15 protein-coding genes are annotated in these 15,109 nt (G+C 37.5%); 4 read left to right on the forward strand and 11 right to left on the reverse strand.

Annotation, left to right across the window (positions count from 1 at the left end):
* Positions 1-207 precede the first annotated feature (207 nt).
* The 8 genes from ACTJIV_RS09050 to ACTJIV_RS09085 all read right to left on the reverse strand — a co-directional run bounded on the left by ACTJIV_RS09050 (position 208) and on the right by ACTJIV_RS09085 (position 8,822).
* Complete coding sequence (locus tag ACTJIV_RS09050) at positions 208-1,080, reverse strand: ChaN family lipoprotein (protein ID WP_440626952.1); 873 nt, start codon at positions 1,078-1,080, stop codon at positions 208-210.
* Positions 1,081-1,212: 132 nt separating this feature from the next.
* Positions 1,213-2,241 (reverse strand): hemin-degrading factor, encoded by a 1,029-nt coding sequence (locus tag ACTJIV_RS09055; protein WP_440626954.1) that lies wholly within the window; start codon positions 2,239-2,241, stop codon positions 1,213-1,215.
* A gap of 4 nt (positions 2,242-2,245) precedes the next feature.
* The gene (locus ACTJIV_RS09060) at positions 2,246-2,896 is read right to left on the reverse strand and encodes a class I SAM-dependent methyltransferase (protein ID WP_440626956.1); all 651 of its coding nucleotides are present in this window, start codon (positions 2,894-2,896) and stop codon (positions 2,246-2,248) included.
* Between the two features lie 2 nt (positions 2,897-2,898).
* Positions 2,899-3,672: a heme ABC transporter ATP-binding protein gene (locus ACTJIV_RS09065; protein WP_440626958.1), complete on the reverse strand. Its 774-nt coding sequence runs from the start codon at positions 3,670-3,672 to the stop codon at positions 2,899-2,901.
* Positions 3,672-4,712, reverse strand: a complete 1,041-nt coding sequence (locus tag ACTJIV_RS09070; protein WP_440626960.1) for a FecCD family ABC transporter permease — start codon at positions 4,710-4,712, stop codon at positions 3,672-3,674. Before ACTJIV_RS09070 ends, ACTJIV_RS09065 begins: the two co-directional genes overlap by 1 nt.
* The gene (locus tag ACTJIV_RS09075; RefSeq protein WP_440626962.1) at positions 4,696-5,574 is read right to left on the reverse strand and encodes a heme/hemin ABC transporter substrate-binding protein; all 879 of its coding nucleotides are present in this window, start codon (positions 5,572-5,574) and stop codon (positions 4,696-4,698) included. Before ACTJIV_RS09075 ends, ACTJIV_RS09070 begins: the two co-directional genes overlap by 17 nt.
* Positions 5,575-5,594: 20 nt before the next feature.
* A complete protein-coding gene (locus ACTJIV_RS09080) occupies positions 5,595-6,704 on the reverse strand; it encodes an HmuY family protein (protein WP_440626964.1) in 1,110 nt (369 codons plus the stop codon).
* 12 nt (positions 6,705-6,716) lie between these two features.
* Complete coding sequence (locus ACTJIV_RS09085) at positions 6,717-8,822, reverse strand: TonB-dependent receptor plug domain-containing protein (protein WP_440626966.1); 2,106 nt, start codon at positions 8,820-8,822, stop codon at positions 6,717-6,719.
* Between the two features lie 93 nt (positions 8,823-8,915).
* On the opposite strand from ACTJIV_RS09085, the gene ACTJIV_RS09090 reads away from it, so the two are divergent.
* Positions 8,916-9,734: a T9SS type A sorting domain-containing protein gene (locus tag ACTJIV_RS09090; RefSeq protein WP_440626968.1), complete on the forward strand. Its 819-nt coding sequence runs from the start codon at positions 8,916-8,918 to the stop codon at positions 9,732-9,734.
* A 201-nt stretch (positions 9,735-9,935) separates the two neighbouring features.
* Positions 9,936-11,231, forward strand: coding sequence for a T9SS type A sorting domain-containing protein (locus ACTJIV_RS09095; RefSeq protein ID WP_440626970.1), 1,296 nt, complete (start codon positions 9,936-9,938; stop codon positions 11,229-11,231).
* A 177-nt stretch (positions 11,232-11,408) separates the two neighbouring features.
* Here the strand turns inward: ACTJIV_RS09095 and ACTJIV_RS09100 are convergent, their stop codons facing one another.
* The 3 genes from ACTJIV_RS09100 to ACTJIV_RS09110 all read right to left on the reverse strand — a co-directional run bounded on the left by ACTJIV_RS09100 (position 11,409) and on the right by ACTJIV_RS09110 (position 13,269).
* Positions 11,409-11,699: a putative quinol monooxygenase gene (locus ACTJIV_RS09100; protein ID WP_111957874.1), complete on the reverse strand. Its 291-nt coding sequence runs from the start codon at positions 11,697-11,699 to the stop codon at positions 11,409-11,411.
* A gap of 87 nt (positions 11,700-11,786) precedes the next feature.
* The gene (locus ACTJIV_RS09105) at positions 11,787-12,674 is read right to left on the reverse strand and encodes a sulfite exporter TauE/SafE family protein (protein WP_223558723.1); all 888 of its coding nucleotides are present in this window, start codon (positions 12,672-12,674) and stop codon (positions 11,787-11,789) included.
* 187 nt (positions 12,675-12,861) lie between these two features.
* The gene (locus tag ACTJIV_RS09110; protein ID WP_111957926.1) at positions 12,862-13,269 is read right to left on the reverse strand and encodes an RrF2 family transcriptional regulator; all 408 of its coding nucleotides are present in this window, start codon (positions 13,267-13,269) and stop codon (positions 12,862-12,864) included.
* Positions 13,270-13,400: 131 nt separating this feature from the next.
* Between ACTJIV_RS09110 and ACTJIV_RS09115 the strand changes: the two genes are divergently transcribed.
* Both ACTJIV_RS09115 and ACTJIV_RS09120 read left to right on the forward strand, forming a co-directional pair.
* Complete coding sequence (locus ACTJIV_RS09115; RefSeq protein WP_223558722.1) at positions 13,401-13,829, forward strand: DUF4268 domain-containing protein; 429 nt, start codon at positions 13,401-13,403, stop codon at positions 13,827-13,829.
* A gap of 526 nt (positions 13,830-14,355) precedes the next feature.
* On the forward strand, positions 14,356-14,994 hold the full coding sequence (locus tag ACTJIV_RS09120) for a hypothetical protein (RefSeq protein WP_440626973.1): 639 nt from the start codon (positions 14,356-14,358) through the stop codon (positions 14,992-14,994).
* Positions 14,995-15,109: the final 115 nt, after the last annotated feature.

Here is a 15,109-nt window from a genome sequence, read left to right on the forward strand (position 1 = left end):
TATTTTCATAAAATTAAACGGGCTAAAGCCCGTTTCTATTGAATTTTAAAGGGGTTTATTACATATAGATTATAAGCTAAAGGCTTCGACTCCGCTCAGCCTGATAACGCTATTACTAGTCACAATAGTATCGACTGTCAGGCTGAGCGGAGTCGAAGCCTCTATTTTGTTATAAAAAATCTGGTCATCAAAAAGAACCTAAGAATTTTAAAATGTTTTCGTCATATCAGCCGGAATGATCAGGTTGAAATCTGTCGGAATATATTCTTTCGCAGGTACTTTCAGCTCCGGATCTTCAGATTCAAAAACTGAGATCACCGCCATTTTAAGGGTCGGATTTTTCTGTTTGATATACCAATAGATTCCACCGAATTCCTTACTGTGATAGTTTCCGTTGTAATGGATAAACGTTTTCCCGGCCTGCATGCTCTTCAGGATAGATTCAGCCATGGTGGCATCTTTTGTAGCTTGGGCAGAAATAAAGTTCATCACTTTGGTTCCTTCGGCATGATCACCCATCATTGCCTTCATTTCCTGATACCCCGGCGTATCCAAAGTTACTTTGATCGGGAGCTGTGCAATGTATACTTTCTCTTTATCACTTAATTTATTCAGAGATTCCAATCCTTCTTTTGCCGTTTGAGACGCATATCTCCTTGGAATATTGGTCGCGATAAAATTCAGTTTTTTAGTTTTGGCAAAATCAACCAGCGGTTTGTAATCTGTTGCATAATTATTCCACAATCTGGCAGAGTCTTTTAATGTTTTAGCATCAAAACTCCCATTCAGATACTTGTTCAGCTGCGATTGATTATCTCTTTCGAACATTTCTGCCCCTAAAATAATCTGTCCGTTTTTCTTTTGAAATAAACCTTCCGTCACTTTCAGCTGAAGCCAGTGATTGACAGAGCTGTTATGATTCTCCCCAAAGAAAACAACATCATATTCAGCCAGTTCTTTGATCAGTTTATCTGTTTTTACTTCCTTTCCTTTCTTGTCATAAAACTGGTAGGCTTTGAAATCCTGTCCGCTTAACGAACAAAAAACTGCCAGCAAAACGGCGATGAAAATATTTTTCATTTTTATTTTATTTAATCACGAATTGTACAAATGTTTCTTTCACAAATATCACAAATTTTCCGCTCTATCCTCTCATAAAAAGGACCGCCTTGAATTTAAAACAAAACGGTCCATTAAAAATCATCTAACTATTTATTTCACTAATTCTGCCACAAGATCTTTCCATTCCTGCAATTCAGGAATTCCAGGTTTTCTTTTCCCAAAGAACTGAACGATGAAATCCCCTTCTTTGTTGAACACTTCAATAGCCGTTACTTCCCCGTCTTCAGTAGGTTTTTTAACGATCCATGCCTCTGCAATTTTCGTAACATCCAAATGTAAGTTGAAATCCGGGTCCATGACATTGAACCATTGCTGGTGCCAAAGTGTTTTCTTCACGTTTCCTGTATGAATCTGGATGATTCCCCTGTTTCCAACGAATACCATGATCGGAATATTCTTTTCTGAAGCGTCTTCCAGAACATTCACCACTTTAGAATTATCTATCTTTTTAGCAAATCCTTCCGGAGCCAGTCTCAGTGCCTGGGTTCTGCTTACCCCGAATTTTCTTGTCATCATAAAGAAATCGTGGGTATCTTTTAATTCCGTCCACGCTTTTTTGAATCCTTCAGCATCAATCTCGGAATCAGCCTTTTCAGGAGCTTTTGGAGCTACTGCTTCAATAGTGAACACCTGGTTCTGGTCTTCTGCTCTGAATTTTTCTACAATGGCATCGAAAGCAGCTTCATCACTGTTTTTGATCAGATAAATCTTATGAAGGGCAAGACCATCTTTTCCGAAGAACTGAAGGCTTTTTTTGTCTCCCTCCACTACAGCAAACGCAGATTTCCAGTGGTTAAGGAATATTCTGAGATCGATATCCTCTCCTACGAAAAGCTGTGCATGAGGACTGCTGAAATCACCGTTCTGGTAGATTCCTTTTCTTTCGTGTACACATTCGTCATTGCGGGTAAGCGCCATTACTTTGCCTAACTGTTCTGCTTCGGTAAGGATAGCAGGAAATTCAGGTTTAAGTACCGTTACTCCTTCGCCTATGCTTGTTGCCAGTAGTTCTGCTTCACTTACACTCAGCTGTGTTGCAGCATTTCTTATTCTTATATGTGGATTGTCTGCTTTCAGAGCTTCCCATTTTTCCTTTAAATCATTAACTAATGTGCTCATTATTTTATTTTTTTATGGTTAAAACTGTATAAATTCTATGGATGGTTTCGTTTCCTGATTTGCTTTGTATATCTTCTTCTTTTTCAGATATTTTCATTCTCTTGAAGTGGCTTTTGGAAACAAGCTGCTCCATTTCGCTGTTGCTGTACATGGTAAAATCATATTCTGTAAACGGCAGCGTTTCCATAAATTTTTTCTGTCCGAACGTAAGAACGAAAGTTCCGTCCTTCTTTAAAACTCTGTGGATCTCATTGAGAAACTCAACTGGTTCTTCCCAGAAATACACGGTATTGACAGTAAATATCTTATCAAAAGTTTTGTCTTCAAAAGGAAGTTTTTTTCCTTCATACAGCACAAAATCAGCCTGGCTTTCAAAGTCTTTGTTCAGCTTTCTGGCTTCATTGTACATGGTTTCAGAAATATCTACTCCTGTATATTTCAGATTTTGGGCTCTGCTTAAAATATTTTTAAGGTGTCCGGCATTACCGTGGCCTATTTCAAGAATGTGTTCATCATCTTCTATTAAAAGCGTTTGAATGCTTTCCAATGTCATGCTGATATTGGTAGCGTTCATCATCTCGCCGATCTCTATGCCTTTTTCTCCCTGTGGATTGGCGAGATTCTGCGCAAGGATTTTTAATTCATCTTTTTCCATGGTTATCCAAAAATGATCATTGGGTTATTGGTAATAGGGTGCCCGCAAATGGTGCACGGAAAATTGTACGCCTGGCTGATCGTTTCAGCAGTAAATACTTCCTGTGGCGTTCCGTATGCGGAAACCTTTCCTGATTTCATTAATAAAATTTTATCTGCAAATTGTGCAGCAAGGTTCAGATCATGCAATACAACAATAGCACTGTTGCCCTTTTTAGTGAAATTCTTAATAATCTCTAAAGCTTTGTACTGATGTTTTATATCTAAATTATTCAAAGGCTCATCCAGAAATACCAGTTTGTGGGCAATCTCATTTTCCAGCTGGGCCATTACTCTTGAAAGATGGACACGCTGCTTTTCTCCTCCGGAGAGTGTATTGTATTCTCTGTCTTTCAGGTGATAAACGTCTGTTTCGTACATCATTTTATTCATCGCCTCAAAATCTTCTTTACGTGGCTGTGAATCAAAGTACGGATAACGTCCCATCATGACCACGTCTTTTACATCCAGAGGAATCTCATTGGAATTATGCTGTGAAAATTTAGACTTATGCTGAGATAATACTTTCACTTCCCAGTCTGAAATGGATTTTTCCTTAAATAAAATCTCCTGTTTTCCCTGTTTTATTTCATTAGCCAAAACACTGAGAAGGCTTGACTTCCCGGCTCCGTTGGGACCTACAATCGCCAAAAATTCGCCATACCCTAAAGAGACATCAACGCCCTCAAGAATATGGAAATCCTTGTGAAGATAATTGATCTGATGCGCTTTTATCATTAGAGTGATTTTTTAAATTTAATTAAAATAGCGATAAAAATGGGTCCTCCGATCAGGGAGGTCAAAATACCGATAGGCAATTCCGATGGTGCCACAATGCTGCGGCTGAATGTATCAGCTATCAACAGCAAAACACTTCCCAAAACAGCTGACAACGGTAAAATGAAAACATAATTTGATTTAAATAAAAGTCTTAAAATATAAGGTACGATAAGACCTACAAAACCAATGGTTCCTGAAAATGCCACACAGGTTCCTATCATCAAAGAGGTAATAATCACAATCTGCTTTTTCAGTTTTTCAACGTTGATTCCTAAATGCTGGGCATCTCTTTCTCCTAACATCATCGCATTCAGGGCTTTTCCTTTTGGAAGCAAAATTGAGTAAGAAATAACAATCACTACAGCCAAAACAATATTCTTGGTCCAGGTGGCAGCGGCTAAACTTCCCATATTCCAGAACGTAAGATCTCTTAACTGTTCATCTTTTGATATATAAATAAGGAATCCTGTAATAGAAAAGCCGATGGATGTGATGGCCACACCGCTTAACAACATCATGACAACATTGGTTTTTCCGGCGCTTGTGGAAATCCTGTACACCAGCATCATGGCTAATAAAGCACCTAAAAAAGCTGAAATACCAACCAGTGAAAACTGAACCACTTCAGGAAGATATTGTTTGAAATGCCCTCCTAAAACAATGGCAATTGCCGCAAGTAGTGTAGCTCCGGAAGTTAAACCTATTGCTTCACCGGTTGCTAACGGATTTTTAAACAACCCCTGCAGACTTGTCCCTGAAACAGCAAGCATGCTTCCTACTAAAATGGCCATGACAATTCTGGATGCTCTTACCTCCCAAATCACATATTGATCGCTTAAAGATAAGCCCGGATCACTTTTTATATAGTGCCATAAAACTTTGAAGGCTGATGTTCCTCCAAAATCGTAGACTCCTGTATTAAGCGCCAGTACTGCTATAATAGCTAGCAGTACGGCACCTATAGTCAGATAAAAGTATAGTTTACTTTGTGTTCTCAATTAAAAGTTTGTTTAATGCTACTGCTGCTTCTCCCAGTCTAGGTCCGAAACCTGAAACCAATCCTCCGTCCATTGCAATGATCTTTTTGTTTTTACCTGCGTTGGTCTGTGCTACGCCCGGCATTTTAAGAGCTCCTTCGTTTCCGCCGGCACCCTGAAGTCCTGTTTCAAAGAAGAATAAAATATCAGGATTAGCTTTTACAACAGCCTCTGGTGTCAATGGCTTGAAATCTTCAAAATCGTTCACTGCATTTTCTCCACCAGCAAGGCCGATCAGAGAGGCCATAGGGGCATTTTTACCTGAAACCATCAGCATGTTTCCTCTTGCGTAGATGAACAATACTTTTGGCTTTTTAGCAATAGGCTGAATTTGTTTCAGATCAGCATCGATTTTATCGTTTAATTTCTGATAATCTGTATTTCCTACTGCTTTGGCAACGTCAGCGATCAGTTTTTTAGTTCCTTCCACAGTGTATTCCTGTTTGAAAACCTCAGCCTGGATTCCTGAAGACTTGATTTTAGCCATCAATTCAGGGTTGATATCTTTTTCTGAAGCTAAAATCAAAGTTGGACTTACCGCCATAATCGGCTCGATTGTCATGGATCTTACGTGTCCAAGGTCTTTGGCTGTCGCTTTTAATGTTGAGGGATAGGTGCTGGTAACATCTGTTCCTACAATTTCTTTCTCGTGACCCAGCGCGCTTACAATTTCTGTAATTCCACCGCTCAGGGTAACGATTTTGTTATTGGTTTTCGGAGCTTCAGAAGAGGTTTCTGTTGTATTTTCTTTTTTAGCATCTTCTGCTTTTTTGCATGAATATACTGCCATCAGAATGGAAGCTGCAAGGATTAATTTTTTCATGATATACTATTATTTGATTATTATAAAGGGTCAAATTCGAAATTGGTAGTGCCGCGGTGTCCGTCTTCGCTTTTCATGGTATTAAATCTTAACTTAAAGTAAAATCCTTCTGCATCTTTCAGGACAAAAAAGCGGTCTGCGTAAACATGAGGCTGTGGGTTATCTGTTGTTCCCGTAGTGGTTCTCCATTTATCCCCAAGAGCCCTCTGATCATTAAATATAAACTTTGACTGATCCATATCTCCTAATTTAAATGAATTGTAAGCCTGATCAAGATTCCCTGCCGCAGTTACCTGGTATACTCCTACTCCGTTAAGGGTATTTGTTACCACAAAGTCCGCAAAGAAATAACTTCCGGCACTTACTCCCGGTGCTGTAAAGACTTCATTGGTAAATGTGGTAAAGCCAAGGTCCCAATTTTTTTTCTTAGGCTGAATTTTCACAGCTGTACCTGTATTAAAACTGAAAAAAGTAAAATTGTAATCTGTATCCTTCGGTACAAAATATTCACTGTAAGTTGTTGTATTTCCTATATCGGCATAACGTATTTTGTATCCGTTCAGGGCTCTGAAAATCTGAATTTTTTTCCAGCCTCTGGCCGCACCGGATAAACTAACTGAGCCTGGCCCGATATTATCAGAAGACGGAATATCTCTTCCAAGGTTTAACAGATACACAGGATTTTCTGCATCATTTTCCTTAATAGGTTCAATTCCTGAGGTCTGGGTAAGGAAATTCCCGTCAGGATGATCAATGTATTGCATATTGGCCGGATCAAATGTCCCAACCATTATGCTTCCTTTAAGGGTGGCAACGTCGGCTTCTGTTACTGTTTTAATATCCGTTTTATTAGGTACTTTTGCCACTGTCATAGCAAGAGAGCTGTTGATCACTACATGAAATCCATCTCCGGTATAGAAACCAAGATCCCAGTCTGTTCTTTTATTGATAGAAGGCTTTTCATAATCACTTAAGTCTATCCAGACCTGATTAGGTTCGGTAGCGCCTCCTACCTTTACTTCTACTACAGATCCGGTAATTGGCGGTGCCGGAACAGGATCTTCATCAGCAGAAACACAGGACTGTAAAGCAACAGCTGAGAAAAGGGCGAATATTTTTAAATAGTTCATAAGGGTAGCTTTTTAAAATTGATAGATTAATCTCGCGAAATAGCTTCTTCCGTAATACAGATTAAGACGGTCAGTCGCGCCATTATGGGCAGTTCCGGCAGTAGCAGTTGTGTTAATAGTCGTTACATCAAATATATTTTTCACTCCTACAGAAAGTTCCATATGATCTTTCCAGAATGGCTGGCTTACAATAAAGTCCATCATATGAAAATCATCAGTTTTTCCCAGTCTGAAGCCTGTACCTTCACTTTCCAGCACATAATTTCTTCCCGGACCGGTATATTTATAGTAAAGGGCAAAACCCGTTTTGGTATTTTTCAATTTATAATTTGCCGATGCTCCTGCCTGAACAAGATATTGGTAATCTGTAGGCGATGTATGATTTAATGAATTCAGGGATACTGAAGTCCCGCTTACAGATCCTCTTAAGGATAAGGCCAGCTGGTCTTTTTTAAAGTCTATATTGGCAGAGAACAGCATGTTTCTGTACTTGTCCATATTCATATACTTGTAGGTAGAGGGATCTTTTACGAGTACCATTTCTATTCTGTCCCGTACGTCCAGATATAATGCATTAACGCTGTACCCAATTTTCCAGTCGTTTGCTGAAAAATTCTGGTCCCAGAAGGCGCCTGCTGAAAAGCCCTTTTCAGGATTCAGATCAGGGTTTCCCTGTACATCGTGATTGATATTTACGAAATACGTATAAAGCTCATCGTAGGTAGGGAAACGGTTTGCAGTACCTGCCACAGCCCTTAAATTGGAATTTTCAGAAGTTTTATATCTTGCTGAAAGTGAGTAATTAAACTGGTTGTCAAAATTTTCACTGACGGATAGTCTTGCACCCGGCCTTACAGAAAAACTGTCTGAAATATTCCATTCTGCAGAAAGGAAGTTGGAATAGGTAAAAATCTTTCTTTTTACCGCTTCACCAAAAAAATCTCCGGCAATGAGCGCTGCATATCCATTGGTATAATCCAATTCGTATCCAAGCTGAAAATCGAATGTCTTATTATTGAGAAAATTACTGAACATTCCTCTTGAATAGATGACATCTGTCTTGTAATAAGATCTGTCTTCTCTGCTGATCCTGACAGATCTGTTGGGAATATCATAGTTATAGTCATGGTATTTTCTATCCTGGTTCTGGTAAGAAAAATCTCCCATATAGCGGATATTCCCAATATTGGTCTGAATATTAAATTGATGGGCCCATCGTTTGGTATTATATTCCCGGTCTATACTTTCGTAAAGTGCACCGCCCATTCCATCGTTCAGGGGAATCCTGTTAACTTCCGGATTGTAGAAATTGAATTTTTCGTACAGGTAAGACAGTTTGTAGTAGAAAGACGTTTTATTTTTTGAATACCGTATTAGTGCAGAGGCATCGTACTGATCTTTAGGGTTCCATTCAAAGCCTCTTTTATTATCTCTTTCAAAATATTTATAACCTTTGCTCTCCCCTTCATAGCCCATAAACTGATTATGATTAAAGCTGATATTGGCAAACCAGTTATTATCAATATTATAGTCTACATTAAGGTTCTGAATATGCCTTCCGTTTCCTTTTTTCTTCAGGTCGTAATTATCCCTTACGGTTTCTTCCTGCAGAGAAGCTCTTGCACTTACCTTTTTTGTATTGCTTTTTTTGGTGATAATATTGATAACTCCGGCTACTGCTCCGTTACCATATTCCACTCCCATGCTTCCCTTTACCACTTCAATTCTCTCTACATTATTCAGTGAAAGTTTCGTAAGGTCAATATTACTTCCTAATCCTGTATCACCTACTACAGGGATATTGTCTATCAGTACTTTTACATAATTGCCATCAAGCCCCATCATATTGGCCGTAGAGTTTCCCGAACGGGTGTCCGGAGTAATCTGGATATTAAGACTTTGATTTAAAACATCTGCAACATTGGTAGCAGCCATATTTTTTATCTGCTGGGCATCTATAACTTCAACTTTATATATTGATTTATTGATAGACTGCTGTGTGTACTGTCCTGTAATGACAACTTCCTCTATTTTATTTTTATTAAGAGAATCTTTTTCTTGTGCAGTCATCCAAAAGGCAATGGACAATGATAGAACGGAAAGCACTTTCTTCTTCATAAAGCAAAAATTTTGGCAAATATAATGCTTTATTTAGAATAGTTAAAAATAAATACTTATTTTTGTGGAATAATTCTAAATAAAAATAACGTTATGAAATTAAAACTACTTTTAGGAACATTAATGTTTACGGCTGCTACAGCGCATGCACAAGTAGCAACGCTTAATGAAAATTTCAACAACTTTACTATTGGAACGACTACTTTTCCTCAAAATGGATGGTCTGCTGTGGTTGCCCCTATAACAGGAGCATTTCCTCCGGCATCCCCTAGAATGATTGTAGCAGCCCATGAAAACGACAATACACAGAGGTTTATCCAGTCTTATGCCGGCAATAATGCGACAGCTCCTTCATATCTTATTACGCCTATGATTGAGAATCTTACAGGAGATCGTGTTTTAAAATTTAAAACTACATTAGTATCCCCATCGCCAGGGCCTGGAACGATCCAGATCGGATTAGCGACAAGCGCCAGCGATATGTCGACTTTTGTAGGTGTAGGAAATCCTATCAACGTAACTACAATTGGAGTGGTTCAAAACATAAGTATTAATATTCCTTCAACTACAGGTTCTTATATTGTATTTAAATTCACTCCAAGCGCTGCCCATGTTGCTATACAAATAGATGATGTGGTGTACAACTCTTCTACTACTCTAGGGGTTAGCGATACTGCCCAATCTAAAGAAAACTTCAGGTTTACCGTTAATACTGACCAAACTGCATTGGAATTTGTTACCAAAACGGAACTAAAAAAGATTGAGATTTATTCTGCTGCAGGACAAAAAACAGCCGAAGGACAATTAAAAGGACAGAGATTCGATATCAGCGGACTTCAGACCGGTGTTTACTACATGCTGGTAGAAACTGCAGAAGGCTCCGTAGTGAAATCCAAGTTCATTAAGAAATAAGGTTTTATTATTATTAGACTAGTATGATGCCTTTGAAGCCGGCGGGAAGTATTTCCGGCCGGCTCTTTTTTGTAGCAAACCCGTTATTTCCACAGAATAATAGCTGTAAAACAAGATATAAATCATGTTTTTATTTAGAATGATTAAAAATAATTATCTACTTTTGTAGAATCATTCTAAATAATAATTTAAAAATAAGTTATGAAAACAAAACTATTATTGGCTTCGGTACTGGCTCTTTCTGTTCAACAGACTGTTTTGGCACAAACTGATGCATTAGGATACACGCAGGCAAATATGACGATGGGACCTTCCTACCAGAATCGTGTGTTTTTTAATCTTGCAAATGGTAATATGGTTTCTCAGCCGGCAAATACCTGGGATGTCGCTTTTTACAGAAATTCCAATTTTGCATTCGGTTCAAGAGTTAACGATGCTCTGAATATTGAAGTGTATACAGCTTCTACCAACCTGGCAGACTGGGATACTATTAATATCAACAATATCGCAAACTGGGGTGAGCCTCTATACAACCCTGACCAAACGACTGATATCAGCCAGGGAGCTTTTGAGCAGGGGCCCGTTACATCCCCTAATCCTAACATTCCATCAACAGGTTGGGGAGTTTACAATTCTTTAACTCATCACATTGAAGGAAAGGCTATTTTTGTCTTAAAATATACCACATCCAATACTTATGTGAAATTTGCCATTGAAGATGCTTTTGGTGGATATACCTTCAAATATTCCAAATGGAACGGAACTGCCTGGGGGCCTACTGAGACAAGAACTCTAGCCAACGGATCGGATGATGCCTATTTCAATTACTTCTCATTTACTACAGGTGCAAAAGTTCCTAATATGGAGCCCTCTAAAAGTGCATGGGACTTTATGTTTACGAAGTATTACACTTTCTATAACAATATGATGATGTATCCGCTTACAGGAGCCATCCAGGGGCCTAGTGTAAAAGTAGCAAAGGTACAGCCTGAAACACAGGAAACAGCTGCTTTCTCCACACCTGCCGATACCAATTTCTCTTCTAACATTACCACAATAGGTCATTCATGGAAGGGGATCGGAAACGTTTACAATAATGTGGTGTATTACGTGAAAAAAGGTAATGATTATTACAGGATGTACTTCACAACCAACGGAGGTGCTTCTACCGGAGATATGTATTTTAAATACAAAAAAATCACAGCTACTTTGGGAATAACGGAAGTGAGCAAAAAAGCATCTTTCGGGATCTATCCCAACCCTACAACAGCGGACAAAAAGGTGACTGTACTTTTTGATGTAAAAGAAAAGGCCAATAATAAAGGAAGCATCGAGGTTTATGATCTTACAGGAAAAAAAGTACACACTGCTGAACTGACCAACCAGGCGGGCTTTTACAAGCAGGATCTGAACTTATCCCATCTTACTGCAGGAAATTATTTAGTAAAAATCACTTTCGGAGGCAGTACGGAAACGAAAAAACTTATCGTAAAATAACTCAAAATTTTAATACTTTCTATTTTTTCTAATCAAAAGGCGGCTTCAGTATTCTGAGACCGCCTTTTATATGTATTTTTAATTCAAAGATTGAAAGATTAAAATATTAAAAGACTACAATTTCTGTAACCCTGAATCTTTTAATTTTTAAATGCTTGAATGTTTAAATCTTTAAAATCAATAAATCTTAAACCCTTTATATACTTCTGCGGAGCTTTCCATGATTTTTGAAGCATCTTTGCGGAAATCCAGAAGATGATCCTGCCCATTGTGTCTGTTATGATGATCAACACTTTCCCACAACTCGATCAGGAAGAAGGTTCCTTTGTTATCTTTGTCTTCAATAAGATCGTACTGAAGGCATCCTTCTTCTTTTCTGGTCTCTTTTACAAGGTTCTGAAACAGTTCCACAGCGTCCATCAGGTAGTTTTCGTTAAACTTAAAAAGCGCTACTATATGCAAATTCATGTTCTAATATTTAGGGTGTAAAAGTAGAATATTTTCAAAGCTAAACATGTTTTTGAGGCATTTATTTTTTTGCAAAGCACATAAATTTTACTTGAAAACTGATTTATAAATAGTTATGGAGCTCATTACAATAACAAGGATTCCGATAATCAGAAACATTTTTTTAACGGGAAGTTTTGCTGTAAGCATCGCAGAAAAAGGAGCGGTGATAATCCCTCCTATCAGAAGACCAAGAATAATATTCCAGTGCTGTATCCCAAGGGTAAAAAAGAAAGTCACGGCAGCAGTAATCGTCAGGATAAATTTGGCAACGGTAGAACTTCCAACCGCAAATCTGGGTGTAAAAGCATTTTTAATAAGGGTTCCCGTAACCAGCGGCCCCCAGCCTCCTCCTGCAAACGAATCTATAAAACCTCCGATCACCCCAAGCCTTGTCAGGTTGGTTTTTCTTTTCATTGCCCTATTCTGCTTATCTTTAAATGCATTGGACAGGATCTGAATACCGAGATAAAGAGTATAGAAAGCAATAAGTGTTTTTGTAATTTTGGCATAATATTCACCTAAATAGGTCAGACTTACCGCCCCAATAATAGCTCCTATAACTGCCGGAACAGCAAGTTTCTTCACTAAACTTTTACTCACATTTTTGAGCTTGATATGGCTTAAGCTTCCCGCAGCTGTGGTAAAACTTTCAGCGGAATGAATACTGGCACTTACGATATGAGGCGGAATATTCAGGAATAAAAGCGTTGTCGTACAGATCACGCCATACCCCATGCCCATAGATCCGGCTACAATCTCAGCAAATACACCGACCAGCATCATCCAATAAAAAATATAATTGTCTTTGGCAAGAACATTCAGCAGCTCATCCAGATAACCCATTTCATACATGGATAAAATAGTGATCAGCAATACTGCAGCCGTAATAAAGAATATATTGAGTCTTACCTGGATTTTTCTTGAAATTATCATAGTACAATATCATTACAGCTCCTGCTCTACCGTTTCATTCAGAGATTTGTATCATCTGTATTCCAGAATCTAAAAACTGAAATAAAGCGGTATTCTTGTGATTAAAGCATTTGGCTTACTGCAAATATCAAATAAAAATATTATCCTACCAAATAAGTAGACTAATTATTCAAAAAAAAGGACCGGGTTAGTCAACCAGATCCATCAAAGTTTTTTTCTCAAGAATATTCAGAGAGGCATCCCGGACTTCTATAAGTACATCATGCAGTCCGCAATGCTCTTCATTGCAGTCTTCACATTTTTCATAGAAATTTAAGCTGACGCACGGCAGCATGGCAATAGGCCCGTTTACGAGACGGATGATCTTTGCCAGTTTTACATTTTCAGGATTTCCTTTTAAAAAGTACCCGCCTCCTTTTCCTTTTTTACTGTCAAGGATATCCGCTTTTTTCAATTCCAGCAGAATATTTTCTAAAAACTTCAAAGGGATCTTCTTATGTTCCGCAATTTCGGAAATAAGGACCGGGCCATCATTCCTTTTTTCTACAAGGTATGAAAGCGCTTTAAAAGCATATTGGGATTTTTTTGAAAGCATTACAGCAAAAATAAGAAAATAGTTTGAATTAGATAAATGGAGAATGATGATCGTAAAAGTTAATTTCTCTAATTGATACATTAACTTCCATAACGTTGTTCCTTTCCCATTAAATTCTTAAGTTTGCTCATATGTTCAGTAAGCAAGAAGCACAACAGTTAAAAAAAGAGTTTTGGACAGCTTTTGGAAAATCTTTTCCAAGAAAATGGATTTTGTATGACACCAAGATCAAGGATTTGTCATTTAAGTTTTATGCCGACAACAAAAAAGCAGCAGTTTCATTGGATATAGAAATGAAAGACGAGATCTTCCGGAATGCTTATTATGAAAAGATATGGTCTCTGGAAGACATCCTGAAAGATTTTATAGGCGACTTTCAAAAGGAAGAGCATTTTACCCTTGATAACGGAAAAGTGATCAGCAAAATCTGGGTTGAAAAACATAACGTTTCTATATTCAATAAAAATACATGGCAGGAAACTTTTGAATTTTTCCGGGAAAAAATGGATGGTTTTGAAAGGTTTTATTATGAATATGAGGATTTTATAAAGGATGTTTAAGTTCAGGCATAATGCCGACACTAATCATCCTCATATAAATAGTTTTGTATTATTGATAAGAATATTTGCTATAGCTCAATACAGTTTTTTGCATCTGCTGTTCGCAATTTCTTAACAAAAAATTCTTATTATAAAAGCCCAGATATAATTCTGTAATTCTCTGATTTTAAATATATTTGCACTTACAAAAACTAATCCATGAAAACAGAATACAGAGATGAGAATTTCAAGCTCAAAGACCATTCGCATGCCTGTGAAGAAAATTCAGATGATACAGGCATTTTTATCTTAGCCAAACCCTAACAATAAGCAACCTCATTCTGACCGCTTCCTTGTACCCTCCTGGTATATGAATAAAGAAATTGTGAAATTATAAGAAACATTACGGAATATAAAAAATGGCCCTGAAAATGCAGTACTATAAATCTGCATCAATAAATTTTAAATTATTTATCATCAATATAATAAGGATTAAAAACTGCAAAAACCAATACACTGATAACACAACATATATTAACTACTAACCATGAAAAAAGTATATAAAAACATTTTTGGAGAAGTGATTTCAAAAGCAAAAGCTGAGAAACTGGACGATTATCATTTATATTATTATGAAAAAGATTCCGAGATCCTGAAAGAAATTGAGTTTCTCGCTGAGGATGAGATATACAACATCAATTATTTTATGAGTCACGATGAGGATGAAGAGCAGATTATCAATTATCTGAAAGAGAAATCTGACCTTTTCGATATTGAAAAGAGGGAATCTGCCGGAGACTTCATCATTGCCACCAACAAAATATATTCATTAACCGTAGATGAAAAGCCTTTGATCTCAAAAACGGTTTTTTATCACGATGATCCTGAAAATTTTATCTGTTCCCAGATCCTGGACACTGAAACATTGAAACCTATCCCGGAAAGAACAACAAAATGCTGGTATACTTCTGATGAAAACGGCGAAAAATATGCTGCTATAGAGTTCAGTTATCAGGAAGACGGAAAACTTGAGCTTGCTATAGATAAAACACCTAACCCTGATAATGACCTGGAATGGGAACATTATGAATACTCTACTTTTAAGGATCTGCAGAATAAAATTCCAACTGATATAGCCTATTATAAGACCGCCCGTCTGCTTCCTGAGCCTGTAGAGCAAGAATAATAAAATCTTTATTGCATCAAAAATCAAACAACCGTTTACATTTTTTCGTATTTTTTAATAAAATAAAAATGTCGGGTTTAACAGTGTTATACAATACTTTTAAACTCTTCATCAT

It is taken from the genome of Chryseobacterium sp. 22532 (assembly GCF_052044665.1).
Classification (GTDB): Bacteria; Bacteroidota; Bacteroidia; order Flavobacteriales; family Weeksellaceae; genus Chryseobacterium; species Chryseobacterium lathyri.